Origin of the sequence: Pseudomonas nitroreducens NBRC 12694 (assembly GCF_002091755.1) — a bacterium.
Lineage (GTDB): Bacteria > Pseudomonadota > Gammaproteobacteria > Pseudomonadales > Pseudomonadaceae > Pseudomonas > Pseudomonas nitroreducens.
The window spans coordinates 777601-803451 of the sequence record NZ_BDAI01000001.1; the positions used below are offsets into that span (position 1 = coordinate 777601).

General features: G+C 66.0%; 28 protein-coding genes. 3 read left to right on the forward strand and 25 right to left on the reverse strand.

Annotation, left to right across the window (positions count from 1 at the left end):
- Positions 1–8: 8 nt before the first annotated feature.
- The 17 genes from flhF to PNI01S_RS03735 all read right to left on the reverse strand — a co-directional run bounded on the left by flhF (position 9) and on the right by PNI01S_RS03735 (position 16349).
- Entirely contained in the window at positions 9–1319 is a 1311-nt protein-coding gene (gene flhF / locus PNI01S_RS03655) for a flagellar biosynthesis GTPase FlhF (RefSeq protein WP_024764970.1), read from the reverse strand.
- A gap of 15 nt (positions 1320–1334) precedes the next feature.
- The gene (gene flhA, locus PNI01S_RS03660) at positions 1335–3458 is read right to left on the reverse strand and encodes a flagellar biosynthesis protein FlhA (RefSeq protein ID WP_084357438.1); all 2124 of its coding nucleotides are present in this window, start codon (positions 3456–3458) and stop codon (positions 1335–1337) included.
- 141 nt (positions 3459–3599) lie between these two features.
- Positions 3600–4874 (reverse strand): TPM domain-containing protein, encoded by a 1275-nt coding sequence (locus PNI01S_RS03665; RefSeq protein WP_084357439.1) that lies wholly within the window; start codon positions 4872–4874, stop codon positions 3600–3602.
- Positions 4874–5305, reverse strand: coding sequence for a hypothetical protein (locus PNI01S_RS03670; protein WP_084357440.1), 432 nt, complete (start codon positions 5303–5305; stop codon positions 4874–4876). Before PNI01S_RS03670 ends, PNI01S_RS03665 begins: the two co-directional genes overlap by 1 nt.
- Before the next feature lie 81 nt (positions 5306–5386).
- On the reverse strand, positions 5387–6598 hold the full coding sequence (locus tag PNI01S_RS03675; protein WP_084357441.1) for a TPM domain-containing protein: 1212 nt from the start codon (positions 6596–6598) through the stop codon (positions 5387–5389).
- A 106-nt stretch (positions 6599–6704) separates the two neighbouring features.
- Positions 6705–7841 carry a flagellar biosynthesis protein FlhB gene (flhB, locus tag PNI01S_RS03680; protein ID WP_024764965.1) on the reverse strand — a complete coding sequence of 379 codons (1137 nt, stop codon included), beginning with the start codon at positions 7839–7841 and terminating at the stop codon, positions 6705–6707.
- Positions 7841–8617 carry a flagellar biosynthetic protein FliR gene (fliR, locus tag PNI01S_RS03685; protein ID WP_024764964.1) on the reverse strand — a complete coding sequence of 259 codons (777 nt, stop codon included), beginning with the start codon at positions 8615–8617 and terminating at the stop codon, positions 7841–7843. The genes flhB and fliR overlap by 1 nt, the downstream gene beginning before the upstream one ends.
- Positions 8617–8886 (reverse strand): flagellar biosynthesis protein FliQ, encoded by a 270-nt coding sequence (gene fliQ, locus PNI01S_RS03690; protein WP_024764963.1) that lies wholly within the window; start codon positions 8884–8886, stop codon positions 8617–8619. The genes fliR and fliQ overlap by 1 nt, the downstream gene beginning before the upstream one ends.
- Before the next feature lie 34 nt (positions 8887–8920).
- A complete protein-coding gene (gene fliP / locus PNI01S_RS03695; RefSeq protein ID WP_420902306.1) occupies positions 8921–9688 on the reverse strand; it encodes a flagellar type III secretion system pore protein FliP in 768 nt (255 codons plus the stop codon).
- A gap of 20 nt (positions 9689–9708) precedes the next feature.
- Entirely contained in the window at positions 9709–10188 is a 480-nt protein-coding gene (fliO, locus tag PNI01S_RS03700) for a flagellar biosynthetic protein FliO (RefSeq protein WP_024764961.1), read from the reverse strand.
- Position 10189: 1 nt separating this feature from the next.
- Positions 10190–10657 (reverse strand): flagellar motor switch protein FliN, encoded by a 468-nt coding sequence (gene fliN / locus PNI01S_RS03705; RefSeq protein WP_024764960.1) that lies wholly within the window; start codon positions 10655–10657, stop codon positions 10190–10192.
- A 22-nt stretch (positions 10658–10679) separates the two neighbouring features.
- The gene (fliM, locus tag PNI01S_RS03710) at positions 10680–11651 is read right to left on the reverse strand and encodes a flagellar motor switch protein FliM (RefSeq protein ID WP_024764959.1); all 972 of its coding nucleotides are present in this window, start codon (positions 11649–11651) and stop codon (positions 10680–10682) included.
- Positions 11652–11660: 9 nt separating this feature from the next.
- A complete protein-coding gene (gene fliL / locus PNI01S_RS03715) occupies positions 11661–12179 on the reverse strand; it encodes a flagellar basal body-associated protein FliL (protein WP_024764958.1) in 519 nt (172 codons plus the stop codon).
- A gap of 368 nt (positions 12180–12547) precedes the next feature.
- Entirely contained in the window at positions 12548–13855 is a 1308-nt protein-coding gene (locus PNI01S_RS03720; RefSeq protein ID WP_084357443.1) for a flagellar hook-length control protein FliK, read from the reverse strand.
- Positions 13856–13920: 65 nt separating this feature from the next.
- Positions 13921–14262 (reverse strand): Hpt domain-containing protein, encoded by a 342-nt coding sequence (locus PNI01S_RS03725; RefSeq protein ID WP_065086099.1) that lies wholly within the window; start codon positions 14260–14262, stop codon positions 13921–13923.
- Between the two features lie 55 nt (positions 14263–14317).
- Positions 14318–16015 carry a SpoIIE family protein phosphatase gene (locus PNI01S_RS03730; RefSeq protein WP_065086100.1) on the reverse strand — a complete coding sequence of 566 codons (1698 nt, stop codon included), beginning with the start codon at positions 16013–16015 and terminating at the stop codon, positions 14318–14320.
- 28 nt (positions 16016–16043) lie between these two features.
- The gene (locus tag PNI01S_RS03735; protein WP_024764954.1) at positions 16044–16349 is read right to left on the reverse strand and encodes an STAS domain-containing protein; all 306 of its coding nucleotides are present in this window, start codon (positions 16347–16349) and stop codon (positions 16044–16046) included.
- A gap of 249 nt (positions 16350–16598) precedes the next feature.
- On the opposite strand from PNI01S_RS03735, the gene PNI01S_RS03740 reads away from it, so the two are divergent.
- The 3 genes from PNI01S_RS03740 to PNI01S_RS03750 all read left to right on the forward strand — a co-directional run bounded on the left by PNI01S_RS03740 (position 16599) and on the right by PNI01S_RS03750 (position 19093).
- A complete protein-coding gene (locus PNI01S_RS03740) occupies positions 16599–17315 on the forward strand; it encodes a TorF family putative porin (protein WP_024764953.1) in 717 nt (238 codons plus the stop codon).
- Between the two features lie 304 nt (positions 17316–17619).
- Complete coding sequence (locus tag PNI01S_RS03745; RefSeq protein WP_084357444.1) at positions 17620–18423, forward strand: AraC family transcriptional regulator; 804 nt, start codon at positions 17620–17622, stop codon at positions 18421–18423.
- Between the two features lie 49 nt (positions 18424–18472).
- Entirely contained in the window at positions 18473–19093 is a 621-nt protein-coding gene (locus PNI01S_RS03750) for a LysE family translocator (protein WP_024764952.1), read from the forward strand.
- Here the strand turns inward: PNI01S_RS03750 and PNI01S_RS03755 are convergent.
- The 8 genes from PNI01S_RS03755 to PNI01S_RS03790 form a co-directional block, all read right to left on the reverse strand.
- Entirely contained in the window at positions 19090–19743 is a 654-nt protein-coding gene (locus PNI01S_RS03755; protein WP_196912671.1) for a DUF1345 domain-containing protein, read from the reverse strand. The two genes, PNI01S_RS03750 and PNI01S_RS03755, sit on opposite strands and share 4 nt — an antisense overlap.
- A complete protein-coding gene (locus PNI01S_RS03760; protein ID WP_084357445.1) occupies positions 19731–20567 on the reverse strand; it encodes an aminoglycoside phosphotransferase family protein in 837 nt (278 codons plus the stop codon). Before PNI01S_RS03760 ends, PNI01S_RS03755 begins: the two co-directional genes overlap by 13 nt.
- Before the next feature lie 46 nt (positions 20568–20613).
- Positions 20614–20949 carry a Rieske (2Fe-2S) protein gene (locus PNI01S_RS03765; protein ID WP_024764949.1) on the reverse strand — a complete coding sequence of 112 codons (336 nt, stop codon included), beginning with the start codon at positions 20947–20949 and terminating at the stop codon, positions 20614–20616.
- The gene (locus PNI01S_RS03770) at positions 20946–21260 is read right to left on the reverse strand and encodes a YciI family protein (RefSeq protein WP_024764948.1); all 315 of its coding nucleotides are present in this window, start codon (positions 21258–21260) and stop codon (positions 20946–20948) included. Before PNI01S_RS03770 ends, PNI01S_RS03765 begins: the two co-directional genes overlap by 4 nt.
- Complete coding sequence (locus PNI01S_RS03775) at positions 21257–22129, reverse strand: dioxygenase family protein (protein ID WP_024764947.1); 873 nt, start codon at positions 22127–22129, stop codon at positions 21257–21259. The genes PNI01S_RS03770 and PNI01S_RS03775 overlap by 4 nt, the downstream gene beginning before the upstream one ends.
- A gap of 39 nt (positions 22130–22168) precedes the next feature.
- Complete coding sequence (locus tag PNI01S_RS03780) at positions 22169–23236, reverse strand: maleylacetate reductase (RefSeq protein WP_024764946.1); 1068 nt, start codon at positions 23234–23236, stop codon at positions 22169–22171.
- An 8-nt stretch (positions 23237–23244) separates the two neighbouring features.
- Complete coding sequence (locus PNI01S_RS03785; protein WP_024764945.1) at positions 23245–24708, reverse strand: aldehyde dehydrogenase family protein; 1464 nt, start codon at positions 24706–24708, stop codon at positions 23245–23247.
- A 99-nt stretch (positions 24709–24807) separates the two neighbouring features.
- Positions 24808–25827: a hydroxyquinol 1,2-dioxygenase gene (locus PNI01S_RS03790; protein WP_084357446.1), complete on the reverse strand. Its 1020-nt coding sequence runs from the start codon at positions 25825–25827 to the stop codon at positions 24808–24810.
- Positions 25828–25851 lie beyond the last annotated feature (24 nt).

Sequence of the window (25851 nt, forward strand, 5' to 3'; positions counted from 1 at the left end):
CACAATCCTCAGCTGGCGCGACGCACCGGCTGCTGGTAAAGGCCGGCGAACATGTCGGCCATGGCGTCCTCGCTGGGCTCTTCCGGCGACTGCAGGCTCACCGCACGGCTGACCAGTTGGTGCGCGCGTGCCACATGCAGGTCATCCGGGATCTTCGGCCCGTCAGCCAGATAGGCTACCGGGAGATGCTGGCTGATAGCCAGAGCCAGAGCTTCGCCGAGGCTTCCCGCTTCGTCCAGCTTGGTCAGGATGCACCCGGCCAGCCCACAGGAACGATAGTTCTGCCAGGCGGACTTGAGCACCTGGCTCTGGCTGGTCGCGGCCAGCACGAGGTAATTCTTCACGTTCAGGCTCAGCGACGACAGCGCTTCGAGCTGCATGCGCAGCGCCGGATCGTTGGCCGGCAGGCCGGCGGTGTCGATCAGCACCAGACGCTTGCGCGCCAGCGGCGCCATCGCCTGGATCAGCGACTGGCCAGGATCGACCAGGGTCACCGGCACATTGAGGATACGGCCCAGGGTCTTGATCTGCTCCTGGGCGCCGATGCGGAAGCTGTCCATGGACACCAGGGCAATGCTCTGCGCGCCGTACTTGAGTACGTAGCGGGCAGCCAGCTTGGCCAGGGTGGTGGTCTTGCCCATGCCGGCCGGGCCGACCAGGGCGATCACGCCGCCCTGCTCCAGCAGGTCGGTTTCCGGGGTGTTGATCGAGCGCGCCAGGTGCGCCAGCAGCATGCGCCAGGCCTGCTTCGGATCGGCGATGGAGGCTACGCGCTCCAGCAGGCTGCGCGACAGGTCGGCCGGCAGGCCCATGCGCTGCAGGCGACGCCACAGGTTGGCCTGCTTCGGGCGCTGGTTCTGCAGCTGGTTCCAGGCGATGGAGCCCAGTTGCACTTCAATCAGTTCACGCAGGCCGTTGAGCTCGAAGCGCATGGCTTCCAGCGCCTGCTGGCCGGCGGCAGCCGGCGTCGGGGTGGCCGGCGCGGCCATGGCTTCGGCCAGGGTCTCGGCAGCACTGCGGCGCGGCGCTTCGGTGCCGTACATTTGACGGTCCTTGCGCACGCCATCGGTTGCGCGGGCCGGGGCCGACAGGTCCGCCTTGGCCTGGGCGATTTTCGCCTGGGTCTTGCGCAGCTCGGCTTCCAGCGCCGGGTTCGGCTTGCTGGCGGCCACCGGTGCCTGGTAATCCAGCGCGGCGGTCAGCTCCACGCCGCCGGCGACACGGCGGTTGCCGATGATCGAGGCATCCGGGCCCAGCTCGTCACGGACCAGTTTCATGGCCTGACGCATATCGGCGGCGAAGAAGCGTTTTACCTGCATGGCCTTGGACCTCAATCAGTTCTGCCCAACAGTGGCGACAATCGTGACTTGTTTGTTGTCCGGGATTTCCTGGTAAGCCAGCACGTTCATGGTGGGAACCGCCATCCGGGCGAATCGCGACATCATCGCGCGGATGGGACCCGCCACCAGCAGAATCGCCGGCTTGCCGAGCATCTCCTGACGCTGCGCCGCTTCAACCATCGAGCGTTGCAGCTTTTCGGCCATTCCGGGTTCCAGCAACATGCCGTCTTCGGAGCCCTGTCCGGCCTTCTGAAGACTATTGAGCAATATCTGTTCCAACCTGGGTTCCAGAGTGATCACAGGCAGCTCCGGCTCTAGTCCCACAATGGTTTGCACGATTGCGCGAGACAGCGCGACGCGGACCGCCGCCACCATCGCGGCGGGATCTTGACTCTTCGCCGCCACGTTGGCGATGGCCTCGGCGATGGTGCGGATATCGCGTACCGGCACCTGCTCCTGCAGCAGCGCCTGCAGCACCTTGAGCAGGGTCGACAGGGAAATCAGCCCCGGCACCAGCTCTTCGGCGAGCTTGGGCGAGGTCTTGGCCAGCAGTTGCATCAGTTGCTGGACTTCCTCGTGGCCGAGCAGCTCGTGGGCATGCTTGTGCAGCACCTGGTTCAGGTGAGTGGCAACCACGGTGCTGGCATCCACCACGGTGTAGCCCAGGGACTGCGCCTGGTCGCGCTGCGAAGCCTCGATCCAGACGGCTTCCAGGCCGAAGGCCGGGTCCTTGCCGGCGATGCCGTTGAGGGTGCCGAACACCTGGCCGGGGTTGATCGCCAGGTCGCGATCCGGATAGATCTCGGCTTCGGCCACGCTGACACCCATCAGCGTCAGGCGATAGGCGTTGGGCAGCAGGTCGAGGTTGTCGCGGATATGCACCGACGGCATCAGGAAGCCCAGGTCCTGGGACAGCTTCTTGCGTACGCCCTTGATCCGCGCCAGCAGCTGGCCGCCCTGATTGCGGTCCACCAGCGGAATCAGGCGGTAGCCCACTTCCAGGCCGACCATGTCCACCGGCGTCACGTCATCCCAGCCCAGTTCCTTGGTCTGCTCGGCGCGCTGGGCGGGCAGCAGTTCCTGCTGGGTCTGGGCTTCCTGCTCGGCCTTCTGGCTGGCCTTGCGCTGGCGACTCCAGATCATCCAGGCGCCGCCGGCAGCCAGGCCACCCAGGCCGACGAAGGAAACGTGCGGCATGCCGGGCACCAGGCCCATGGCGATGAGGATGGCGGCAGAGATGGCCAGCGCCTTGGGCGAGGCGAACATCTGGCGGTTGACCTGGGCCCCCATGTCCTCGGAGCTGGACACACGGGTCACCATGATCGCGGCGGCGGTGGACAGCAGCAGCGAGGGCAACTGCGCCACCAGACCGTCACCGATGGTCAGCAGGGCGTAGACCTTGCCGGCATCGCCGAAGCTCATCGAGTGCTGGATCACCCCGATGGCCACGCCACCGATGAGGTTGATGAACAGGATCAGCAGGCCGGCGACGGCGTCGCCGCGGACGAACTTGCTGGCACCGTCCATGGAGCCGTAGAAGTCGGCTTCCTGGGCCACTTCGGCGCGGCGCTTCTTGGCTTCCGCCTGCTCGATCAGGCCGGCATTGAGGTCGGCATCGATGGCCATCTGCTTGCCGGGCATGGCGTCGAGGGTGAAACGCGCACTCACCTCGGAGATACGCCCGGCGCCCTTGGTGACCACCACGAAGTTGATGATCATGAGGATCGCGAAGACCACGATGCCGACGACGTAGTTGCCGCCGATCACCACCTCGCCGAAGGCCTGGATCACCTTGCCGGCGGCCGCGTGACCGTCGTGGCCGTGCAGCAGCACGACGCGGGTGGACGCGACGTTCAGCGCCAGGCGCAGCAGGGTGGCGACCAGCAGGATGGTCGGGAAGACGGCGAAATCCAGCGGGCGCAGGGCATACACGCTGACCAGCAGGACGACGATGGACAGCGCGATGTTGAAGGTGAACAGCACATCCAGCAGGAACGGCGGGATGGGCAGGGTCATCATCGCCAGCATCGCCAGCAGCAGCAGCGGCACGCCGAGGTTGCCTCGGCTGAGCCCTACCAGGTTGCTGCGAACAGTGCCGATCAGTTGCGTACGATCCACCCGAATTTCCCCTGCGCGTGGGTGGCCGAGGCAGCCACCGGATCAAACTTTTGACGCCGAGACCGGCGTCCGCACAGGGTTTTGCAGGAAGCGTTCCAACTTCTTCGAACCGCGATAAATGCCCGACTCAGAGCGGCCGGATCACCAGCTTCCGGAAGCGCCGCCACCGCCGCTGGAACCGCCACCGCCGGAGTAACTGCTGCCGCCGCTGGACGACGAACTGCCGCCGCCGGAGCTTGAATCCGAGCCGGACCCGGAACCGGAGCTGCCGCCGGCCAGGAAAGCGACCAGCATCGGCACGTACAGCATCGGAATCAGCGCCAGCGAATCGGGAAGCACCCAGGGCCACAGCGGAACTCCCGTCGCATAGACCACGAACCCGGCGATACCGCCGGCCAGCGCCAGGCGAATGCAGAATTCCAGACGACTGCGCTTCCAGGTGCCGTAGGCGAGGAAGAACGGCAGGCACAGGAAGATCAGCGCGACGGTCCCACCAATGGGAGCCGCCAGGCCGTAGAGCGCGACGTCTCCCCCGTCGAAATGCGAGGCGAGCAGCATCAGCGCCACCAGGTAACCGATGATCCCGCACACCACCCAGGCTGCCTTGCGCGAAGAGGCAGCCAGGGCGCCGATGCCGCCACCGGTGAACAGGCAGAACGGCAGGACGAAGAGCAGCATCGGCGCGGCGTCCAGGCCGGAGCTGAACGCCAGCAGCAGCGCCAGGCACGTGGACGCAAGCAGCACGGCGCGAACGCTGAACCAGCGCCGGCGCAAGGCAATGCCTGCTACGGCGCCGGCGCCCAGGCCGATCAGCAGCAGCCAGCCCTCGAGCGTCAGGCCGCCCTGCTGGCGTTCCTCCGGCAGTGTCTCGCCATCGATCAGACGCTCCAGGACCTCGACCGCCCGCTGGATGCCGCCGGCGAAGTCACCGTCGCGGAAAGACGGAACCATGTATTCCCGGATGATCCGCGCGGCACTCACATCCGGAATCGCGCCTTCCAGCCCATAGCCGACCTCGATGCGCATAGTCCGGTCGTCCTTGGCCACCAGCACCAGCACGCCATCATCCACCCCCTGCCGCCCCAGACGCCATTGCTCGAAGACGCGGGTGGCGTACTGCTCGATGCTGTCCTCGCCGGTGCTGGGTAGCATCAGAATGGCGATCTGCGAGCCCTTGCGCTGCTGCAGCGCCAGCAGGCGCTGACCCATCGAGGCGACCCAGTCGCTATCCAGCGTGCCGGTGAGGTCGGTGACCGGGCTTGCCAGCCGAGGCACGGCCACCGCGGCAGGCGCTTGCTCCTGCAGCGCATCGGCGACATCTACGCTGGCCGCAGCCCTATCAGCCTGGACAGCCTGCGTGAGCGGCGCGCCCGACAGGAGGAACAGGCACAGGAAGCCGAGAATCCAGGTTCTCATCAGGCAGCCGCCCTCGGCCGTCCGCGCAGGGCCTGCAGAATCCCCATGGACAGCTTCGGATCGTGCAACTGGCCGCGCCAGGCACGAACGACGCTGAAGGCAGAGCTGACGAGGACGTATCCCGTGATCAGCAGACTGAACACAACCACCAGCACGGACTTGATCTGAGGCCAGAGCTTGATCTCGCCATCGTTGGCAACCACGCCCAGCGAACCGATCAACAGCACGACAGCCACGAAGATCAGCGCCAGGGACAAGTACAGGTCCAGCACTCGCAGCGTCACTTCGCGGACCAGCGGCGGAGCCCTGCGCCCCAGCAACAGATAGCCCAGCACCAGCAAGGGGATGAACCACAACGAAACGTAGATCACCGGTAGCGTGACAAGGGGAATGGCGGCAGCAATGCGGCGGTCGCGAACGGTGCTGTCCATGGCGTGCTCGGTGCCTCCTGGCAAATGGGTGTCGAGATGCTAGTTGAATGCGCTCAACGCGCAAAGCCGCGGGGCGCTGCGCTACCAGCTGCCGGACGCCCCGCCGCCGCCGCTCGACCCGCCACCGCCGGAGAAACCGCCACCGCTGGAACCGCCACGGGAAGAGCCGCTGCCCGAGCCGGACCCGCCAGCCCCCTTGCCCGAACCGAATATCAGCAGCCCGGGGAGCGCCATGAACGGCAGCACCGCCAGCCCGCTCAGCGGCACGGCCGGTACGCCCGCGAAGAACGCCACCACCAGGTAGAGCCCCGCCAGGATCAGCAAGCGCAGGTAGAAACCCTGGCGCCCCTTGCGCCAGGTATCGCGCATCATAGAGATAACCAGCCACCAGAGGCCAAGCACGAACAGCAGGCCCACCGGCGCGGCCAGCGCATAAATCCACAGCACGCCGCCAAAGCGCGGCGTCAGGAAGCCGAGCAGGATGCAGTAGACGATCAGCCCGAGCACCCCGTAGAACATCACGCGAACCGTCCACAGCGCGCCGAAGGTAGCGCCACCCATCAGCAAGCAGAGCGGCGAAATCGCCACGGTCACCAGGGCATCGGTGCCGCTGGCGAGTACCGCCACCAGCGCAACGATTGCGGCGCCGATCGTCAGGGCACCACGCCAGCGCAGGCGATGGGCGGCCAGCAATACACCGCCAATCCCACCCGCCACGAAGGCCACCAGCAGCAGCCAGGCTTCCAGCGGCACCCGCAACGGGGCGGGCGCGGCCAGCGGTTCGCCGTCGACCAGGCCGATCAGCGCATCCACCGCCGCATCGAGACCGCCGGCGTAATCCCCTTCGCGGAACGCCGGCGCCATGCGCTCGCGGATGATGCGCCCGGCCAGCACATCGGGAATCGTCCCTTCCAGGCCGTAGCCCACCTCGATGCGCATCAGGTGGTCGTCCTTGGCCACCACCACCAGCACGCCATCGTCGATGCCCTTGCGGCCGAGCTTCCACAGGCTGAACAGTTTGTTGGAAAACGCCTCGATGCCCATCTTGCCGACCGAGGGCAGCATCACCACGGCGATCTGCGCACCGCGCCGCCCCTCCAGGGCCGTGAGCTTGTCGATCAGGCGGGCCTTGGCGGAGGGGTCGAGCGTGCCGGTGACGTCGACCACGCGTTCGCCCAGCGGCAGCAGGACGCCGCCTTCGGCATCCGAAGCCGCCCAGGCGAACTGGGAACAGAACAGGCAGAGCAGAAACCAGAGCGTCGAGCGCCAGCCGGCGGAGAATCCATGAAGCATCGAAGTGTCCCTTCGCGATCCTTGCAGCCGGAGCATGCAACCCCGGCCATGAACCGCCCATGCTACTGCGGTCGGAAGGGCGAGATATAGCGGACGCGGTCCTGCATCACTCGTCGCGGCGCAAATCCGGCGGAATCGGCAGGTCCGGCATCGGCCCCGGGCGTTTGCCCTTGCCGGCGCGGTACTGCTTGAGCTGGTAGACATAGGCCAGCACCTGGGCGACCGCCAGGTAGAGGCCGGCGGGAATCTCGTGATCGAGTTCGGTGGAGTAGTACACCGCCCGCGCCAGCGCCGGGGATTCGAGCACGGTGACCTTGTGCTCCTGGGCGATCTCGCGAATCTTCAGGGCCATGAAGTCGTTGCCCTTGGCCAGCAGGCGCGGTGCGCCGCCCTTCTCGGCGTCGTACTGCAGGGCCACGGCGAAGTGGGTCGGGTTGGTGATCACCACGTCGGCCTGGGGCACCGCCTGCATCATGCGTCGGTTGGCCATCTCGCGCTGCATCTGGCGGACCTTGGCCTTGACCTCCGGCTTGCCCTCGGAGTCCTTGTACTCGTCCTTGACCTCCTGCTTGGTCATCATCAGCTTCTTGCGGTTGTCCCAGAGCTGGAACGGAACGTCCGCGGCGGCGATGAAGATGATGCTGCAGGCCAGCCAGAAGGCGCTCCAGCCCACGACCTTGGCGCTGTGCACCATGGCCTGCTCCAGCGGCTCGTGGGACATCGCCAGCAGGTCGTCCTGGTCGGACTTGAGCACCAGTATCGCCACGATCAGCACCAGCACGAACTTGGCCAGCGCCTTGAGCAACTCGGTCAGCGAGCGCAAGGAGAACATGCGCTTGAGTCCCGCCAGCGGGTTCATCCGGCTGAACTTGGGCGCCAGCGCCTCGGCGGAAAACAGCCAGCCGCCCAGGGCCACCGGCCCGATCAGCGCAGCCACCAGCAACACGGCGAGGATCGGCCAGACGCCGTCGGCGCCGATCTTCGCACCGGCGATCAGCAGGTTGAGCATGCTCTCGCTGTTCATCGCCGTGGCGCGGTCGAACTCGAAGCTGCCGCGCATCAGGCGCAGCAGCGCATCGGCGAGGCTGGCGCCGAACATCAGCAGACCACCGGCGCCGGCGAGCAGCACGGCCAGGGTGTTCAGCTCCTTGGACCTGGGTAGCTGCCCTTTCTCGCGCGCGTCGCGGCGCCGTTTCTCTGTAGGTTCCTCTGTCTTGTCTTCGCTACTGTCGTTCTCGGCCATCAGCGGGCCCCCACGAGTTCGCGAAGCAGGCGCAGGCCTTCACTGGCCAGTGCCTGGTACTGAGTCAGAATGTCGGCACTGCCAATCCAGACAATGACGAACCCCATGACCAGGGTCAGGGGGAAACCGATGGAGAAGATATTCAGCTGCGGCGCGGCGCGCGTCATGGCGCCGAACGCGAGGTTGACCACCAGCAGCGCGGTGATCGCCGGCAAGGCGATCATCAGGCCGGCCCCCAGGACCCAGCCGAGCTTCCCGGCCACGGTGATGAAATGGTTGCTCGACAGCCCCTCGCCCACCGGCAGCGTGTTGAAGCTTTCCGCCAGCACCTCGAACACCACCAGGTGGCCGTTCATGGAGAGGAACAGCAGCGTCACCAGCATGGTGAAGAACTGCCCCAGCACCGGCACGGAAATGCCGTTGGTGGGGTCGACCATGGAGGCGAAACCCAGGCCCATCTGCATGGAGATGATCTGCCCGGAGATGACGAAGGCATGGAACATCAACTGCAGGACGAAGCCGAGCATGGCGCCGACGAGGATTTCCTGGGCGATGTAGACCATCGCCTTGAGGCTCAGCGCGTCCACCTGCGGCATCGGCGGCAGGTTCGGCACCAGGGCCACGGCGATCGCCACGGACAGGTAGAGGCGCACACGGGTGGGCACCAGCTGGGTGCCGATGATCGGCATCACCATCAACATCGCGGCGATGCGGAACAGCGGGAACAGGAAGGCCCCGATCCAGCCGCCGATCTGCGCGTTGCTGAGCTCGAGCATCAGCCGATCAGCGTCGGGATGCTGGTGATCAGCGACTGGGTGTACTCCATCAGCTGTCGCAGCAGCCAGGGCCCCAGCACGATCAGGGTCATCAATACCACCAGCAGGCGCGGCAGGAAGCTCAGGGTCTGCTCGTTGATCTGAGTGGCGGCCTGGAACATCGCCACAATCAGGCCCACCAGCAGACTGGGCAACACCAGAACGCCGACGATCACGGCGGTCAGCCAGAGCGCTTCACGGAACAGGTCGACGGCGACTTCGGGGGTCATGGCTGCTCCTGTCGTTCAGCAGAGAGGTTCATCGCTAGACCGTCCCGAAACTGCCGGCGAGCGTACCGATGATGAGTGCCCAGCCGTCCACCAGGACGAACAGCATGATCTTGAACGGCAACGAGATGATCAGCGGCGAGAGCATCATCATGCCCATCGCCATCAGTACGCTGGACACCACCAGGTCGATGATCAGGAACGGAATGAAGATCATGAAACCGATCTGGAAGGCCGTCTTCAACTCCGAAGTGACGAACGCCGGCACCAGGATGGTCAGGGGCGTGGCGTCGGCGCTGGCGATGTCGGTGCGCTTGGACAGCCGCACGAACAGCTCCAGATCCGATTGCCGGGTCTGCGCCAGCATGAAGGCCTTGAGCGGCACCTCGGCGCGGGTGATCGCTTCCTGTGCCGGGATCTGCTCGTTCAGATAGGGCTGCAGCGCGGTGCTGTTGATCTTGTCGAACACCGGCGCCATCACGAACAGCGTCAGGAACATGGCCAGGCCGATCAGCACCTGGTTCGACGGCGTGCTCTGCAGGCCCAGCGCCTGGCGCAGGATGGAGAAGACGATGATGATACGCGTAAAGCTGGTCATCAGCATGACGAACGCCGGGATGAAGCTCAGCGCCGTCATGATCAGCAGGATCTGCAGGCTGACCGAATACTCCTGCTGCCCCTGCGGGTTGGTGGTCACGGTGATCGCCGTCAGCTGCGTCGGATCAGCGGCGAAGGCCTGGGGCACGGCCAGCGCCAGCAGGGCCAGGAGCAGCGGCGCGAAACGCTTGAGCGCGCCGATCAGCACGGAAGAAGTCGGCGAACGGGTCACTGCGGGCGGCCCTTGTCCTTGTTCAGCAATTCCAGCAGGCGCTGGGCGAATTCCGGCTGCGCGGGTTCCGTCTCGGCGGCATGCACCGGCTGGCGCATGACGTGCAGCGGAGTAATGCGGCCCGGCGTCAGGCCCAGCAGCACCTGCTCCTCGCCCACCTGCACCAGCACCAGGCGATCGCGCGGGCCGAGCGCCTGGCTGGAAATCAGGCGGATCGACTGATTGCCGCGCGGCACCACCTGCTGCACGCGGCGCACCAGCCAGGCGAGCAGGAAGATCAGGCCGACCACCAGCACCAGGCCCAGCAACAGCTGCATCAGCTGCGCGCCGGCGCTGCCGGTGATCAGGCTCGGCGTGGAGCTGGCGTGGACGATGGCCGGGTTGGATGCCGGAACCTTGCCGGCCTCGTCGGCCATCGCCAGGAGGGACAGCCCCGCCAGCGGCAGGACGGACAGTTTCGCGAGCAGGCGGGCCATGTCAGCGCAGCTTCTTGATGCGTTCGCTGGGGCTGATCACGTCGGTGAGGCGGATGCCGAACTTCTCGTTCACCACCACCACTTCGCCGTGGGCGATCAGCGTGCCGTTGACCAGCACGTCCAGCGGCTCGCCGGCCAGGCGATCGAGTTCGATCACCGAGCCCTGGTTGAGCTGCAGCAGGTTGCGGATGCTGATGTCGGTGTGGCCGACCTCCATGGAAATGGTCACCGGAATATCCAGGATCACATCCAGGTTGGGGCCTTCGAGGCCGGCAATGGTCGGCGCCTTGGGCGCCATGCCGAACTCTTCCATCGGCGCGCGCGGCGCGGCGGGCACGGCCGGAGCGGCGGCGCCGGCCATCATCGCATCGATGTCGTCCTGGTTGGCGTCACCCGATTCGGAGAGCGCCGCAGCCCATTCGTCGGCCAGTGCCTGTTCTTCGGGAGTCACGTTTTCTTCGTCTGACATGGTGGGTCCTCTTGGGCTTCGCTCAGCGCGGTCGCACGAGCGGATCGAGAATCTGCAAGGCCAGGTTGCCCTTGTGCGAACCCAGCTTGACCTTGAAGGAAGGCACGCCGTTGGCGCGCATGATCATGTGCTCGGGCAGTTCCACCGGGATCACATCACCCGGCTGCATGTGCAGGATGTCCCGCAGCTTGAGCTGGCGGCGCACGACGGTGGCGCCCAGCGGCACGTTGACGTCGAGAATGTCCTCGCGCAGGGCGTTGATCCAGCGCTCGTCCTGGTCGTCCACGTCGGACTGGAAGCCGGCGTCGAGCATCTCGCGGATCGGCTCGATCATTGCGTACGGCAAAGTGATGTGCAGGTCGCCGCCGCCGCCGTCCAGTTCGATGTGGAAGGTGGAGACCACCACCACTTCGCTGGGGCTGACGATGTTGGCCATCGCCGGGTTCACCTCGGAGTTCACGTACTCGAAGGTGATCGGCATCACCGCCTGCCAGGCTTCGGCGAGATCGACGAAGGCCTGCTCGATGACCATCCGCACCACGCGCAGCTCGGTGGGGGTGAACTCGCGGCCCTCGATCTTGGCGTGGCGCCCGTCGCCGCCGAAGAAGTTGTCCACCAGCTTGAACACCAGCTTGGCGTCGAGGATGAACAGCGCGGTGCCGCGCAGGGGTTTCATCTTCACCAGGTTGAGGCTGGTGGGCACGTACAGCGAATGCACGTACTCGCCGAATTTCATCACCTGCACGCCGCCCACGGCGACGTCCGCCGAGCGGCGCAGCAGGTTGAACATGCTGATGCGGGTGTAGCGGGCGAACCGCTCGTTGATCATCTCCAGGGTCGGCATGCGGCCCCGGACGATGCGGTCCTGACTGGTCAGGTCGTAGGACTTGATCGCCCCCGGCTCGACATCGGACTCGGTTTCCACCAGGCCATCGTCCACGCCGTGCAACAGCGCGTCGATCTCGTCCTGGGAAAGTAGATCCTGCATGGCCATGGCGGGTACCTACTGCAATACGAAGTTGGTGAAAAGCACTTGCTCCACGGTCAACTGACCGGTCGCCTTCTTCGCCAGTTCCTGAAGACTGGAAGTCGCCTGCTGACGCAGCATTTCCTTGCCCACCGGCGTCACCAGCGTGTCGAAATTCTGACTGGAGAACAGCATCACCAGCTGGTTGCGCACCAGCGGCATCTGCTCGCGCAGCGCGTCCATCTGCGCCTGGTCGCGGCCCATCAGGGCGACGGCCACCTGCAGATAGCGCTGGCGACCGTTCTGATTGAAGTTGACCACGAAGGCCGGCGCGAGAATCTCGTAGACCGCCTGCTTCTTGGTCGGCTCCGCGTGCTCGGCGCTCTTGGCTTCGGCTTCCTCGGGCTTGGCGCTCTTGTGCAGGAAGAACCAGGTGCCGCCCACCGAGGCACCGACCGCCAACAGAAAGGCCAGTACGATGATGATGATGAGTTTCAGCTTGCCCTTGGCGGGCGCTTGTCCATCGGGAAGCGGAGGCTGTTCTTTCTTGGCCATGCCAAATATCCGTCACTATTCCGGCGCAATGCGCTGATACAGGGGGTATCAGCAAGGGCTGTGCCAGTTCGACTGGCGCCGCCGCGGATATTACAGGCTAGACGGAGGATGTCACGGGGAGCGTAAGAATTTTCCTGTGCACCATGAAGATCAGGCGTTGGGGCGACTAACAGGGAAACTCACTGCTCGGGCAATTCCCTCACCCCAGCCCTCTCCCAGAGGGAGAGGGGGCCTCCCGTACCTTTAACAGCGAAGGTGCTTGCCGGATGGCTGCGGACTGCCCAACCCTCAGGACAGTCCCCTCTCCCCTCGGGAGAGGGTGAGGGCGCTCTCAGGCGCGCCGCGCGGCCCCGCAAGCCGCACAGGAATCACGCGTAGTAATCCACCAATCCCCTGCCCTGCGCCGTCGATGCCGGGCGAATCTCCGATACGCCACTGATCATCGGCTCGTCGTCGCCACTGTCGGAACCGGCCACGCGCCGCGAACCGCCGCGCTCATCACCCTGCTGTTGCTGCTGCCAGCCACGGGCGGACTGGTCCGAGACGTTGACGTCCAGCTGGCCCATGCCCTGCTGGCTGAACATTTCGCGCAAGCGGTGCTGCTGGCTGTCCAGCGCTTCACGCACGCCGGCGTTGGCGCTGACGAAGTTCACCTGGGTCTGGTCGGCGGTCATGTGGATGCGCACCTCCAGGCGACCGAGGTCGGCCGGGTCCATCTGGATCTCGGCGGACTTGAGGTTCTGTGAGGACATCCACATCACCCGGTCCACCACCTGGTCGGTCCAGCCATTCTGCTGCATCGACACCGCCTGGCCGGGCACCAGCGGGTTCACCGGGCGAGTGGTCATGGCCTGTGGCGTGTTCAGCGCCTGGGTCAGGGACTCCAGACGCGCAGCGAAGGTCTCGTTGCGCGGCATCTCCGGCTTGGCGTCGGTCTGCACATCCGCCAATTGCTGGGTCAGGTCGGGAGCATCCTTCAGCGCGCCTTCGGCGAGCTTCGCTTCACCGCCCTTGGCGGCCGAATCCGGGTTCAGCGCGGCCAGGGCAGCGGACAAGTCGTTCTTCGCGTCGACGTTCGCCTTGCCGTCGGCCTTGGCTACCAGGTGGCCGGCCAGCTGCGTCTGCTGAACCTGTGGTGCCTGATCCTCGCCACCCAACCCCAGGGTCAGGCTCACGCCAGGGATCTCGTTGAGCTTCTGCAAGTCGCCATCGCTGCTGGCATCCGTCAGCTGGCTGGCCCCGCTGCTGACCACCAAGGGTGGCGCCTCGGGCTCCGGCAGTTGCCCGGTCATGCCCAGCATCAGCAGCGGGTCGAGTGTCGCATCGGTCTTGGCTTCGGTATCGGCTGCCGTGCTGTCCTGCGCCTTGCTGGCGCCATCGGCCGGCAAGGCCTTGCCGTCCTCGGCAACCTTTGGCTGGTCAGCGGCAGCCGGCGCTGCAGAATCCTTGCTCGCGGTGCCCTTGTCGGCAGTGTCCCGAGGCTTGTCGGTCTTCGCCTTGACGGGCTTGTCCGGGCGCTCGCTGGCCGCCGGACGCTGCTCCTTGGCATAGACGTCGGCGAAGCTGGAACCCTTGTCGTTGCTGCTGTTCGACGAATTCTGGGCAGACTTGGAGAGCGCCGCATTGGGCCTGGTGTCAGGCGTCGACGTCAATAACATATCCGGGGCGACAGCCATCGGAGTTCTCCGTTGATGTGAATATCCAACACGGAGATAGCAAGGCGCGGGCCAACTCGGAAAACTCAGGGGCGACCGGGCACCAGCAGGGTACGGACGATGGAGAATTCGTGCTCGACCTTGCCGATCAGGCTCTGGGCGCTGGCCAGGTCATTCTGCCGTGCGGCCTCTTCCAGGCGCTTGCACAGGCTGCTCAGTACGGAAGCGCCCATGTTGCCGCAGCTGCCCTTGAAGCTGTGCGCAGCGTGGCGCAGGGCTGGCGCATCGCTGACGGCGGATGCCTCGCGGATGCTGCGCAGGCGCTCTTCGGAGTCGCTGAGGAAGGTCTCCACCAGGAGCGGGTACTCGTCTTCCATGATCGACAGCAAATTGCTCAGCACGGCGCCATCGAGATGCGGCTCGGACATGGGGCACTCCCTGGAGGACGGCTCGCCACCCTGCGGGGGGACAAGAAGGCCCCGATTATGCCTGAGCCGACCAGAAGAACTCCACGGCCACGGTCTTGCCGTCGCTCGACCACTGGCAGCGGTCGGCCAGTTGCCGGACCAGCGTGAGGCCGCGCCCGCAGAGACTGCCGGCAGCCTGCTGCGAAGCGAGCACCGCGCCGACGTCGAAACCCTCGCCGCTGTCCTCCACCCGCATCAGCAACCGCCCGCCATCGCCGTGGGGCGCGAGGTCGAGGTGGAAGCGCACGAAGCCGTCGTGCAGTTCGTGGAGACGCTGGCTGCGCTCCTGGTAATAGCGGGCGAAGCCGGCGGCATCGCACTTGAGCGTGGAGTCCAGGCCCATGACGCCGTGCTCCAGGGCGTTGGAGTACAGCTCGGCGAGTACGGTGTAGAGCGCGCCGCCGCGCGGGCGCAGGTCGTGCACTTCCATCAGCAACTGCAGCAGGAAAGGCAGGGGATTGAAATTGCGCAGGGTCGGCGCGCGGAACTCGAAACTGGCGGACCAGTCCAGCGGGCTGCTCAGGCCATTGTCGGAGAACGCCAGCGGCGGGCGCTGCAGCGAGTCCTCGGGGACCAGCGCGACCTCCAGCATGCTGACGTCATCCTGGGCCTCGCCGCGGAAGCGCGCCAGGGCGGCCTGGATACCATCGAACAGGCGCGCGGAGCTTGGCTCGCTGTCGTAGACCTCGCGCAGGCGCTGCTCCCCGAACACTTCGCCGGCGGCATTGCGCGCTTCCAGCACCCCGTCGGAGAAGAGAAACACTCGGTCGCCCTCCTCCATGGCGTAGACCTCGCAGTGGTCGCTGAAGGCGGACGCCTCGAGTATCCCCAACGGCAAGTGCCGCGAAACCAGCGGAACGATCTCGCGCGGCTGCTGGCGCAGCAGGTAGCCATTGGGCAGGCCGCCGTTCCACACCTCCACCAGGCCGCGCTGGAAACTCAGGTTGAGCACCGCGGCGCAGCAGAACACCCCTACCGGGAGGATGCGCTTGAGCTTGGCATTCATCTCCCGAAGGATGTCCGCCATCGGGTAGCCCTTGGCGGTCATGCCGTAGAACACCTCGGCCAGCGGCATGGCACCGATGGCCGCCGGCAAGCCATGGCCGGTGAAGTCACCGAGCAGCACGTGCATGCCACCGGAAGGCTTGAAGGCCGCCAGCAGCAGGTCGCCGTTGAACAAGGCAAAGGGTGATTGCAGATAGCGGATATTCGCCGCATTCAGGCAACCCGAATGCGCCACCTTGTCGAACACCGCCTTGGCCACCCGCTGCTCGTTGAGCAGGTGTTCGTTGTGCCGGGCGATCAGGTCGCGCTGCTCCAGCACCATCCGCTGCAGGTGATGCAGGCGCCCCATGGCGCGGATCTTGGCTTCGAGGATGATGCGGTTGTAGGGCTTGGAGAGGAAGTCGTCGCCGCCCGCCTCCAGGCTCTGCACCAGCGCCTCGGGCTCGCTCAGCGAGGTGAGGAAGATGATCGGCACCAGCTCTTCGCCGGCCTGCCGGCGAATCCGCCGCGCCGCCTCGAAGCCGTCCATCACCGGCATCAGTGCATCCATCAGCACCAGCTGCGGGCGCTCCTGGGCGAACAGCGCCAGGGCTTCCAGCCCGTTGGCGGCGGTGAGCACGCGATGACCCTGGCGGCTGACGATGGTCGACAGCAGCAGGCGGTCGGCGGCGTTGTCGTCGGCGATCAGTACCGTGAGGAGTTCGGACATGGCCGTTGCCACTGCGGACCGGGCCGCGTCAGCTGATCTTGAACAGCTGCTCGAAGTTGGAAATGGCCAGCACCTTGCGCACATCGGGGTTGCAGTGCACCAGGCTGACCTGCGCGCTCTCGCCACCGGCATGGTCGCGCAGCAGCAGGAGCATCCCCAGCGCCGAGCTGTCCAGATAGGTGGCGCCCTTCAGGTCCACCACGTAGCGCTTGGGAGTGGTCTCGACGCGCTCGTAGGCGTTGCGGAACTCCTGGTGTGCGCCGAAATCGAAACGCCCCTGGACCACGATGGTGAGCTCCTGCCCGTCAGCGGAGGGAACGGAAGTGATGGCCATGGGATTCTCCTTATCGATCGATGGTCGCGCACGAGCTTGAAGATGTAGCAGTTAGCGATGACAGCGGCAACCTCGGCGAGCGATGGGAAACCGCCGGGCCAGGCCCGTCTGGCCCTCGCCGCGCCAGTCGATTAATGGACCACCGGTCGACACAGGCATGGCGAATGCCTTTACCCTTTTACGCGTGCGACGCGGGGTGAAGGCTCGCAAGAAGCCTTGTAAGGGTCGCAGCCGCAAGAAGGGGGGAGCATGACCAAGTCCATTCTCATCGCGGCCTGCATGTTGTGTGCAGCGCCGTATGCAGCCGCCCAGGTGATGCAGCGCGAGCTGGGTGACTTCGAACTCAAGTTCGCCAACTCGCCGACGCGCAGCATGGCCCAGGGGCTGGTCCAGCCGGGCCAGGCCAGCAGCGCCCAGGGTGGCCTCGACATCACCCACGACAGTGGGTGGTATGTGGGCAGCTGGACATCGAACCTGGAGCAGGAGAAGCCCCTGGAGATCGACAGCTACGCCGGCTTCAAGCATCCGCTGGGTGATGGCAAGCTGGGCTACGAAGTAGGCACCCTGCGCTACAGCCGCCCGGAGCAACCCGACTACGACAGCCAGGCGCTCTACGGTGGCCTCTCGGTGTTCGGCAGCCGCCTTGGCGCGGCCTACAGTGCCCAGGCCGGGCGCAGCACCGCGACGCTGTTCACCGACCTGGGCGTACAGTCCGACCTCGGCTTCGACGTGACCTTCAAGTACTCCGCCTACAGCCTCGCCTCCCCCGTGAGCCTGAGCAGCGGCGGCAGCGTCAGCGAGTACGGCGACTGGTCGTTGAACTTCAGCCGACCGTGGAAAGGCATCGACCTGAACTTCTCCTACAGCGGCAGCAGCCTCACCGGCGGCGACTGCAGTGCCTACTCCGGGCACAACGCCTATTGCGACTCGGCATTCATGTTCAAGGCGTCACGGCCGTTCTTCTGAGCCTGGACATTCTCAGTCCCCGGAGCCCCCTCACCCCAGCCCTGGCTGCGCGCCCCGCTCCTGAGGCAGAGGGGGTAGCCCGTGCCTGGGCTGAATCCACCGTTTTTCCTGCGCCATCGCTTCCCGCTGAGACCGGCCCGCCCGCCTACACCGAACGGCCCCTCTCCCTCGGGAGAGGGTGGGGGTGAGGGGCAAACCGAGTACCGATGGTCGGCAGCGGCGAAAGAGTCAATTTCATTCAAGAGCACCGCTGCACAAGGGGCTACTCTGCCAGTCACCACCCCACGCCCGCAGGCTCTGACCCATGCTGCACCGAGTGAACTGCACTTCCACTGCCCTGCCCGGCCTGCGCACCGTCGAGATCCTCACCCAGCGCAGCTTCCCGCGTCATGCCCACGACGAGTACGGCATCGGCGTGATGCTGGAGGGCGGCCATCGTTCGTGGAGCGGCCGCGGCCAGGTCGAGGCCGGGCCGAGCGACATCATCACCGTGAGCCCCAACGAACTGCACGACGGCATTCCCCTGCGCAGTGCGCCCCGCCGCTGGTGGATGCTGTACGTCGAGCCGACGCTGATTGCACGACTGGCCGGCCGGGAGATGGCAGGCCGGGAGTTTCCCCTGCCGACGCTGGCCGACCCGCGACTCGCCCGACGCATCGCCAGCCTGTTGCAGCGCCTGCCGGACGCTTGCGCCGATGAAGCCAGCGAAGGCCTGCTCGACCTGTTCGGCGATCTGCTCGACCGGCGTACCGCCGCGACAGCGGCCGCTCTGCCCTCCCGGAGCGTGGCGCGCATGCTCGAACGGATTCAGGATGACCCACGCCACGCTCCCACACTGGCCGAGCTCGCCGGCCTGGCCGGGCTGACACCCTTTGCGGCCCTGCGCCGCTTCCGCCGCGAACTGGGCACCACGCCCCACGCGTACCTGCTGCAGTACCGCGTGCGAGTGGCCCACAAGGCCATCGGCGAGGGCCGCTCGCTGGCCGAAGCGAGCCTGCTCGCCGGGTTCGCCGACCAGTCCCACATGACCCGCGCCTTCGCCCGCCAGCTCGGGCCGACGCCAGGACAATGGCGCTCCTCGCTCAGGGCACCACTACCAGCCCCCTGAGTTCGCCGGCCTCACGGCCTCACTTCTTGCAGACAGGAAACCCACGGGAATGAACGCAGAATTCCTGCTGACGGCGTTCGTCGTCGTTTTGCTGCCCGGCACCGGTGTGCTCTACACGCTGGCCGTCGGCCTCGGTCTCGGTGCCCGCGCGGCCACCCTTGCGGCACTGGGCTGCACACTGGGCATGGTCCCGCAATTGCTGCTCGCGACCTTCGGCCTGTCGCTGATCCTGCAGGCCAGCGCGGCCAGCTTCCAGGTCATCAGATGGCTGGGCACCGCCTACCTGCTGTTCATCGCCTGGCAGGTATTGCGCGGCAACGGCGCCCTGGCGCTGGACTCGGCCGGCAGCCCGCGCAGCACCACCCAACTGGTGGGCACCGGGCTCTGGCTCAACCTGCTCAACCCCAAGCTCGGGCTGTTCTTCCTGGCCTTCCTGCCGCAGTTCGTGCCGGCCGGCAGCGCGGACGCCAAGGCCCTGTTCCTGGTGCTCGGCCTGGCATTCGCACTGATGACCTTCCTCGTCTTCATCGGCTATGGGCTGCTGGCTGCCCGGGTGCGCGACCACGTGATCGGCCGACCCGCCGTGATGAAAGGGATTCGCTGGGGCTTCTCGCTGGCCTTCGTCGTGCTTGCGCTGCGCCTGGCCGCCGAGACGCTGCCGCCCACCTAGCCGACCAAGCCGGCGCCCATGTTGATCGCCAGCCCCAGGATCGCGGTATTGAACAGGAAGCCGATCACCGAGTGCGCCAGCACCACCTTGCGCATCGAACGCGAGGCGACTTCCACATCGGAGGTCTGCACCGCCACGCTGAGGGTGAAGGAGAAGTAGAGGAAGTCCCACAGGTCCGGATGCTGTTCGCCTTCGGGAAAGCGCAGCACCGGCTTGCTCTCGTGGGCGGCATAGAACATCCGCGCGTAATGCATGCTGAACATGGTGCCGATGAGGAACCAGGAACCGAGCACGGTGCTGGCCGTGAAGGCATAACGCACCAGCTTCTCGCGGTCACCGGCGTGGGATGCGGTGGCCAGTTCGACGATGATCGCCCCCAGGCTCGCCAGCGCCGCCACGATGATCAACACCAGCACTGCTTCGGCGTTCTCGTCCTCGATGCTCGCCACGCGCTTCACCTGAGCGGCATCGGCGCGCCAGGCCAGCCAGCCGATCAGCAGCACGTACAGCCAGGCCATGCCGTTCCACCCCACCAGCACCCGCGTCATGGGTGACAGCCAGTAGCAGGCCAGCCCCGCCAGAACGCCGAACAACCCGGCCCCCAGCAGGCGTGGATGCGCTCGCAACAACGTGCGATTCACGCGCAGCATGCGCTGCGGTCCAGTTCGGCGGCCGCCAGTTGCGCGACGGTGAGATCGCTCTCTGCGGCCATGCCGTCGTCGAGGAACCAGGCGGCGGAGAGACCGGCGAAAGCCAGAACCCACTCCAGCAGGCGCCGCCGATCGACACGGGCGTGCTCGACGATCACATCCAGCTGGCGGAGAAATCGCGCGCGCTCGCGAGAGGTGGGCAGGTCCGGGTTGCACAGCAGGTTGGCGTAGTCGAACAGATGCTCGCCATACAGACGCTTGGGATCGATGGCGCGCCAGCCGCGCTCGCCGAAATCCAGGATGTTGTCGTGATGGACGTCGCCGTGCAGCACGCCCCGATCATGCTCGCTGGCGAGCAACGCTTCGGCGGTTTCCAGGCAGCGCGGGAACAGGCCGCCGTAACGCGCCGCCGCCGGCGCGAGGTCACGGAACCATTCGCGCAGCCCCAGCAGTGGCGGCAGCGGTTGTTCCTGCGGCCAGTGCAGGCGGCGCACGACATCACAGACGATGCGGCTGGCCTGGTCGTCCTCGCCGTTGAGCGCCATGTGCATCAGCGATCGAGTTCCCTCGGCTCGCTCCATCAGGAGGGTGTCACCGTCAAAGGCGTAGACCAGCGCGGCGCCCTCGCCATTCCACCAGTTCATCACCTGCGCGCCGACCTGCTCGTCGATGTCCAGCGCACGCTTGACCATCGCTGCCCGGCCGCGCCAGCGCACCGGCAGGAGGTGGCTGCTGGGCGTGATAATGGGCTCGCCTTCGGGAGTGAGCTGCCACAGGTCCAGGACACGGTCGAAATCCACAGGCACAGGCGCAGGCAACGGCATGGAGAGATTCCACTGGTGGGGGCTGCCTGGAGGCTAGCACGCGATATCAGCCCTGTAGATAGACCCCGCCCGCTTCCATGCGCATCGCCAGCGCCTCCAATTGCCGCCCCTTGCACGGCCCTTCGACGCAAACACCGTCGTCGAAGCGGAACATGGCACTGTGGTGCGCGCACATCAGCACCTCGCCGCGGTAGGTGCTGAAGGTCCCCGGATAGACATCGAGCTTCACGGAAAAATGCGGGCAGCGGTTACGGTACAACCAGACCCGGTCGCCCCTGCGTACCGCTACCACGGCCAGGGGCTTGCCATCGAGCTCCACCTCGAACCCCCGTCCGCCACCGTCCACCAGATCGCCCAGCCGGCACAGCTGCAATTCGCTCATGATGCCGCCTCCTGCACAGGCTGGCCCAAGCCCCACAGCCAGGGACGCACTTCCAGGTGGGCAAACAGATCATTGCGAATGTACGGATCATCCTGAAGGAACGCCTCCACCTCGGTCCGGGACGCCGCCTGTACCACCAGCAGGGTTCCGTTCATCCGCTGGCCCTCGCTATCCAGCGTTGGCCCACCGAGGCATACCCGCACACCATGCGGCTGCGGGCAACGCAGATACTCGCGATGGGCCGGACGCAGGCGCTCGCGCCTTTCGTCCATGCCGGGCCGGTCGGTAGCGAACACGACGAAATAGCTCATGCCGGCTCCAGGACGAAGTCATAGTCCGCCATGCGGAAGGCCGTGTCGAAGCCAAACCGGGCCGCCAGTGGATCGTCCGCGGCGCAGGATCGGTAAGCGACGCGCAGGGCGTCCTTGACACCGAATACCGCATCCGAATCCAGATACGGATCCCCCTCATTGAACAGGTGCGTGACCAGCCGCCGATGGCCCGGCGCATCGATCATGAAGTGCAGGTGCGCGGGACGCCACGGATGGCGGGCGGTAGCGTTCAGCAGCCGCCCCACCGGCCCATCGGTGGGAATCGGATAGCTCACCGGCAACGTCGAGCGAATGGCATAACACCCCTGTTCGTCGGTGTGATAGCGACCGCGCAGGTTGCCCTCGGCCTGTCCGATATCCTGCCCCGAATACATGCCATTGGCGGCGCACTGCCAGACATCCAGGCAGGCACCGACCAGCGGCCGCCCCAGCGTATCGAACACCTTCCCCCGCACCAGTATGGGTTCACCGGATGTCAGGGCCATGTTTTCGCCGTAGGCCCGCTCCGGCATGCCGGCGATGTAGAAAGGGCCGAACACCGTGGTCGCAGTGGCCTCCTGGGAGTATCGGTGGTTGATCGCATCCACCAGCATCGACACACCCAGCACGTCGGACAGCAGGATGAACTCCTGACGGATTCGCCCATCGCACTTCTGTCCCGTCTCGGTGAGGAAACGAATACCTTCGAACCACTCCTCCTCGCTCAGCTCGACCTCGCTGACGAACGCGTGCATGTGCCGCACCAGCGCCTGCACCAGGTGTCGCAGGCGCCGATCGGGTGTGGCCTCAAGGCTGTGTAGCACCTGCCCGGTGATCGTCGCTTCGTCGATGTCGCTATGACTGTTCATTGGCGCACCTCATGGATTCTTGTTTTGGTTTGCCGGCACTCAGGCCGGCGGCATGCCGGCGCGGGCGCGCTCGAGCAGCGCTTGGATGGCGTCGGCCTCGAAGGGACGCGGGTTGTAGTACGGATTGGAGCAAGCGATGCGCGCGGTTTCCGCCGGCCCTTCGGGTGGGAAGCCGATCTCGGCGAGGGACGTTGGAACGCCGATCCGCCGGTTCAGCGCATACAGCAGGCCGCCGACTTCCTCCGCCTGACTGCCGCCCAGCGCTCGCGCGGCCCGTTCCAGTGCCGGCCGTGCCGCGTCGCGGTTGTAGTTCACCGAGTACGGCAGCAGTACCGCATGGCTTTGCGCATGCGGCAGGTTGAAGGTGCCGCCCAGCGTGTGGCAGAGCTTGTGATGGATGGCCATGCCTACCGATCCCAGGCAGATACCCGCCAACCAGGCGCCATACAGCGCACGGCCACGGGCCTGGCGATCCTGCGGATCGTCGACGATCGTCGGCAAGGCCTCGGCCAGCGCACGGATCGAGTCTTCAGCCATCAGGCTGACGATGGGGTTGGCGTCTTCGGCATAGAGCGCCTCGATGGCGTGGGCCATGGCGTTCATCCCCGAGCAGGCGGAGATGTCCGCGGGCAGGCTGAGGCTGAACTGCGGATCGTAGATCACCGTCCTGGGCAGCACGCGGACATCGCGTCCGGTCCTCTTCAAGCGATTCTCGGTAAGGCCGTAGATCGGCGTCATCTCGGAGCCGGCATAAGTGGTCGGAATCGCCAGAATCGGCAGGCCGAACTCCAGCGCGATGGCCTTGCCCAGGCCGATGGTCGAGCCGCCGCCGACCGCCACGCAGCAATCCGCGCCCAGCCGCTTGGCTTCCTCGCAGGCCGCCTGGGCAACCTCCACCGGTACATGCATCACTGCCTGCGGATAGACGCCCGCCGAGCGCTCACCCAGCAGCCCGGCGATCCGTTCGCCTAGCTCGCGCTGCTCCGGCGTGGTGAGGATCAGCGCGCGTCTTGCGCCCAGCCGCTCGATCTCTTCGGCCAGCGCATCAATCCTGTTCCAGCCAAAGATCACGCGGATCGGCAGGCTCTGGTAAACGAAAGCATCCATGGTGCGCCTCAACGTTTGAAATGCGGGGGAATGCGAGCATCGACGTTGACCCACACCGAATGCGCCTCGGTGTAATCGTGGATCGCCTCGAAGCCCATTTCGCGGCCGTAGCCCGACTGGCCAACGCCACCGAAGGGGCTGCCGGGGCTGACCCGCTTGTAGCAGTTGATCCAGCACATGCCGGCGCGGATGCCTGCGGCCATGCGGTGCGCCCGCTGCAGGTCGCGCGTCCACAGGCCGCTGCCCAGGCCGTAGGGCGTGGCATTGGCAATCGCCAGCGCCTCTTCGTCGGTACGGAAGCGCAGCACGGTGACGAAGGGACCGAAAACCTCCTCCTGGGCCACGCGGTCGTCCACCTTGGCCTCGACCACGGTTGGTTCGACGTAGTACCCATTGGCGAGACTCGGCGCACTGGGTGCCTTGCCGCCGGTCAGCACCCTGCCGCCCTGCTGGCGAGCAATATCGACGTAGGCCAGCACGCGGTCACGGTGCAGCGCCGAGGTCAGGGGGCCCATCTCGGTCTGCGGGTCGCTCGGATTGCCCAGGCGGATGGAGCGCGCCAACGCAATGAAACGCTCGAGGAAGGCATCGGCGATGTCCTCGTGCAGCACCAGGCGCGAACCGGCGATGCAGGCCTGCCCCTGGTTGTGGAAGATGGCCCAGGCCGCCCCGTTGATGGCGGCTTCCAGGTCAGCATCGGCGAAGACGATATTGGCGCCCTTGCCGCCCAGTTCCAGTTGTACGCGCTTGAGGTTGCCCTGGGACGCTTCGACGATGCGCCGGCCAATGGCGGTGGAGCCGGTGAAGGCGATCTTGCCCACATCGGGATGCTCGGCCAGGCGCTGGCCGGCAGTGTGGCCATAGCCGGGCACCACGTTGACCACCCCGGCAGGGAAACCGACCTCGTGCATCAGTTCGGCAATGCGCAAGGTCGACAGCGGCGTGATCTCCGACGGCTTGATCACCACGGTATTGCCGGCGGCCAGTGCCGGGCCCATTTTCCAGCTGGTGAACATCAGCGGGAAGTTCCACGGCACGATCTGCCCGACCACGCCGATGGGCTTGCGCTGCACGTAGTTGAGGAAGCCAGCCTCCACCGGGATTACCGAGCCCTCGATCTTGTCCGCCATGCCGCCGAAGTAGCGGAAACAGGCGGCAGTGCGCGGGACATCCAGGCCACGGCAATCGCGGATCGGATGCCCGGTATCCAGCGACTCCAGCTGAGCCAGTTCGTCGGCGACGGCCTCGATGCGATCGGCCAGCTTCAGCAGCAGGCGCCCCCGCTCCGCGGCCCCCAGCGCAGCCCAGGCAGGAAAGGCTCGGTGCGCGGCGGCTACGGCGAGGTCGACATCCGCCACCTCGGCGGCGGCGATCGAGGTGATCAGTGAGCCATCGTGGGGGGACAGGACATCCAGGGTGCCTCCGTTGATCGCCGGAACGAAACGGCCATCGATGAACAGCTGATTTTGCATAGGGGTACTCCTCACGGCGCTGTGGCGCCATGACAGAACGGAAAGCGGTGCGGAAGTACCGGCCCCGGTGGCGCAAACCACCGGAGGACCGGTCAGGTGTCAGAACTCGACCGGATAGGGCGCCAGCTCGCCACGGGCGTAGCGCTGCGGCAGGTCCGGCGTGGCGTTCTCCCACACCAGCAGCATCGAGCGTTTGGTCGAATAGCCCTGGTGCTGGATGTCGGCCGGCATCGCCGCGATATCGCCCGCCTTCATCACCACGCGCGCCATGGGTTCGCCGGTGTCCTTGTTGGCGATCTCCCAGTCGATCTGGTCGGAAAGCTGGAGGAACCACTCGACCCGGTCGTTACCGTGGAAGATCGGCAGGATGTACTCCTCGGTGGTCGGGCAGAACAGGCTGCCCTTGCACACCGAGGTCACCGACGGATTCCAGGTGACGTCCGAACGAGACAGATACTTGAACAGGTTGAACGCATGCAGTTGCCCTTCGAAGCCCGGCTCGGCATGCACCATCGGCTCGTCCTGCGACACATCGGCGAAGTGACGGTTCACCGGCAGGTCGTCGCGCAGCGGCGAGTCGCCGGGGATGCCCGGCATGCGGTCGGTGCCAACCCGGTAGCGGTCGATCGCCTCGATGTTGTCACCGGCCTTGCGGCCGAAGGCGCTGCCGGTTTCCTGGGGCGCGGCAAAGGGGTCGAACTCGGCGTTGGTCCAGTCGGCCAGGATGGCCTTGAAGGTCGCCATGATCAGCGGCGTTTCGAAGCGCTCGGTGTAGTTGACGCCCGAAGCCTTGAGCACGCCGTTGAAGGTGCCGGCGTACAGGTCGACGCTGCCGTAGTGGTTCTGCGTGCCGATCACCGTGTCGAAGTTCACCCAGCCGTAGAAGAACCCCCAGGCCACATCGCGCATCAGCGCGCGCAGGAAGGCATCGGCCGACATCAGGTGGGAGTGGGTCTCGCCCTTGGCGGGCCAGGAAATCTTGGCGAAATACTCGTCGCGGCTGAAGCTGAAGGCGCCCAGCGTGAAGCGGCGATAACCGGTGATGGGGTCCTTGTCGCTGGCCTGGACAAGGTCGGCGGCGAAGCTGGCGGGCTTGGTTTTTTCTTGAGTCATGGCCATGGTCGAAATCCTCGAAAATGCTCG

What these genes read in the sequence shown, in the direction of transcription:
- flhF (WP_024764970.1), bottom strand. Translation starts at nt 1,319, where the DNA reads ATGCAGGTAAAACGCTTCTTCGCCGCCGATATGCGTCAGGCCATGAAA.
- PNI01S_RS03665 (WP_084357439.1), bottom strand. Translation starts at nt 4,874, where the DNA reads ATGAGAACCTGGATTCTCGGCTTCCTGTGCCTGTTCCTCCTGTCGGGC.
- PNI01S_RS03670 (WP_084357440.1), bottom strand. Translation starts at nt 5,305, where the DNA reads ATGGACAGCACCGTTCGCGACCGCCGCATTGCTGCCGCCATTCCCCTT.
- PNI01S_RS03675 (WP_084357441.1), bottom strand. Translation starts at nt 6,598, where the DNA reads ATGCTTCATGGATTCTCCGCCGGCTGGCGCTCGACGCTCTGGTTTCTG.
- flhB (WP_024764965.1), bottom strand. Translation starts at nt 7,841, where the DNA reads ATGGCCGAGAACGACAGTAGCGAAGACAAGACAGAGGAACCTACAGAG.
- fliR (WP_024764964.1), bottom strand. Translation starts at nt 8,617, where the DNA reads ATGCTCGAGCTCAGCAACGCGCAGATCGGCGGCTGGATCGGGGCCTTC.
- fliQ (WP_024764963.1), bottom strand. Translation starts at nt 8,886, where the DNA reads ATGACCCCCGAAGTCGCCGTCGACCTGTTCCGTGAAGCGCTCTGGCTG.
- fliO (WP_024764961.1), bottom strand. Translation starts at nt 10,188, where the DNA reads ATGGCCCGCCTGCTCGCGAAACTGTCCGTCCTGCCGCTGGCGGGGCTG.
- fliN (WP_024764960.1), bottom strand. Translation starts at nt 10,657, where the DNA reads ATGTCAGACGAAGAAAACGTGACTCCCGAAGAACAGGCACTGGCCGAC.
- fliM (WP_024764959.1), bottom strand. Translation starts at nt 11,651, where the DNA reads ATGGCCATGCAGGATCTACTTTCCCAGGACGAGATCGACGCGCTGTTG.
- fliL (WP_024764958.1), bottom strand. Translation starts at nt 12,179, where the DNA reads ATGGCCAAGAAAGAACAGCCTCCGCTTCCCGATGGACAAGCGCCCGCC.
- PNI01S_RS03720 (WP_084357443.1), bottom strand. Translation starts at nt 13,855, where the DNA reads ATGGCTGTCGCCCCGGATATGTTATTGACGTCGACGCCTGACACCAGG.
- PNI01S_RS03725 (WP_065086099.1), bottom strand. Translation starts at nt 14,262, where the DNA reads ATGTCCGAGCCGCATCTCGATGGCGCCGTGCTGAGCAATTTGCTGTCG.
- PNI01S_RS03730 (WP_065086100.1), bottom strand. Translation starts at nt 16,015, where the DNA reads ATGTCCGAACTCCTCACGGTACTGATCGCCGACGACAACGCCGCCGAC.
- PNI01S_RS03735 (WP_024764954.1), bottom strand. Translation starts at nt 16,349, where the DNA reads ATGGCCATCACTTCCGTTCCCTCCGCTGACGGGCAGGAGCTCACCATC.
- PNI01S_RS03740 (WP_024764953.1), top strand. Translation starts at nt 16,599, where the DNA reads ATGACCAAGTCCATTCTCATCGCGGCCTGCATGTTGTGTGCAGCGCCG.
- PNI01S_RS03745 (WP_084357444.1), top strand. Translation starts at nt 17,620, where the DNA reads ATGCTGCACCGAGTGAACTGCACTTCCACTGCCCTGCCCGGCCTGCGC.
- PNI01S_RS03750 (WP_024764952.1), top strand. Translation starts at nt 18,473, where the DNA reads ATGAACGCAGAATTCCTGCTGACGGCGTTCGTCGTCGTTTTGCTGCCC.
- PNI01S_RS03755 (WP_196912671.1), bottom strand. Translation starts at nt 19,743, where the DNA reads ATGCTGCGCGTGAATCGCACGTTGTTGCGAGCGCATCCACGCCTGCTG.
- PNI01S_RS03760 (WP_084357445.1), bottom strand. Translation starts at nt 20,567, where the DNA reads ATGCCGTTGCCTGCGCCTGTGCCTGTGGATTTCGACCGTGTCCTGGAC.
- PNI01S_RS03765 (WP_024764949.1), bottom strand. Translation starts at nt 20,949, where the DNA reads ATGAGCGAATTGCAGCTGTGCCGGCTGGGCGATCTGGTGGACGGTGGC.
- PNI01S_RS03770 (WP_024764948.1), bottom strand. Translation starts at nt 21,260, where the DNA reads ATGAGCTATTTCGTCGTGTTCGCTACCGACCGGCCCGGCATGGACGAA.
- PNI01S_RS03775 (WP_024764947.1), bottom strand. Translation starts at nt 22,129, where the DNA reads ATGAACAGTCATAGCGACATCGACGAAGCGACGATCACCGGGCAGGTG.
- PNI01S_RS03780 (WP_024764946.1), bottom strand. Translation starts at nt 23,236, where the DNA reads ATGGATGCTTTCGTTTACCAGAGCCTGCCGATCCGCGTGATCTTTGGC.
- PNI01S_RS03785 (WP_024764945.1), bottom strand. Translation starts at nt 24,708, where the DNA reads ATGCAAAATCAGCTGTTCATCGATGGCCGTTTCGTTCCGGCGATCAAC.
- PNI01S_RS03790 (WP_084357446.1), bottom strand. Translation starts at nt 25,827, where the DNA reads ATGGCCATGACTCAAGAAAAAACCAAGCCCGCCAGCTTCGCCGCCGAC.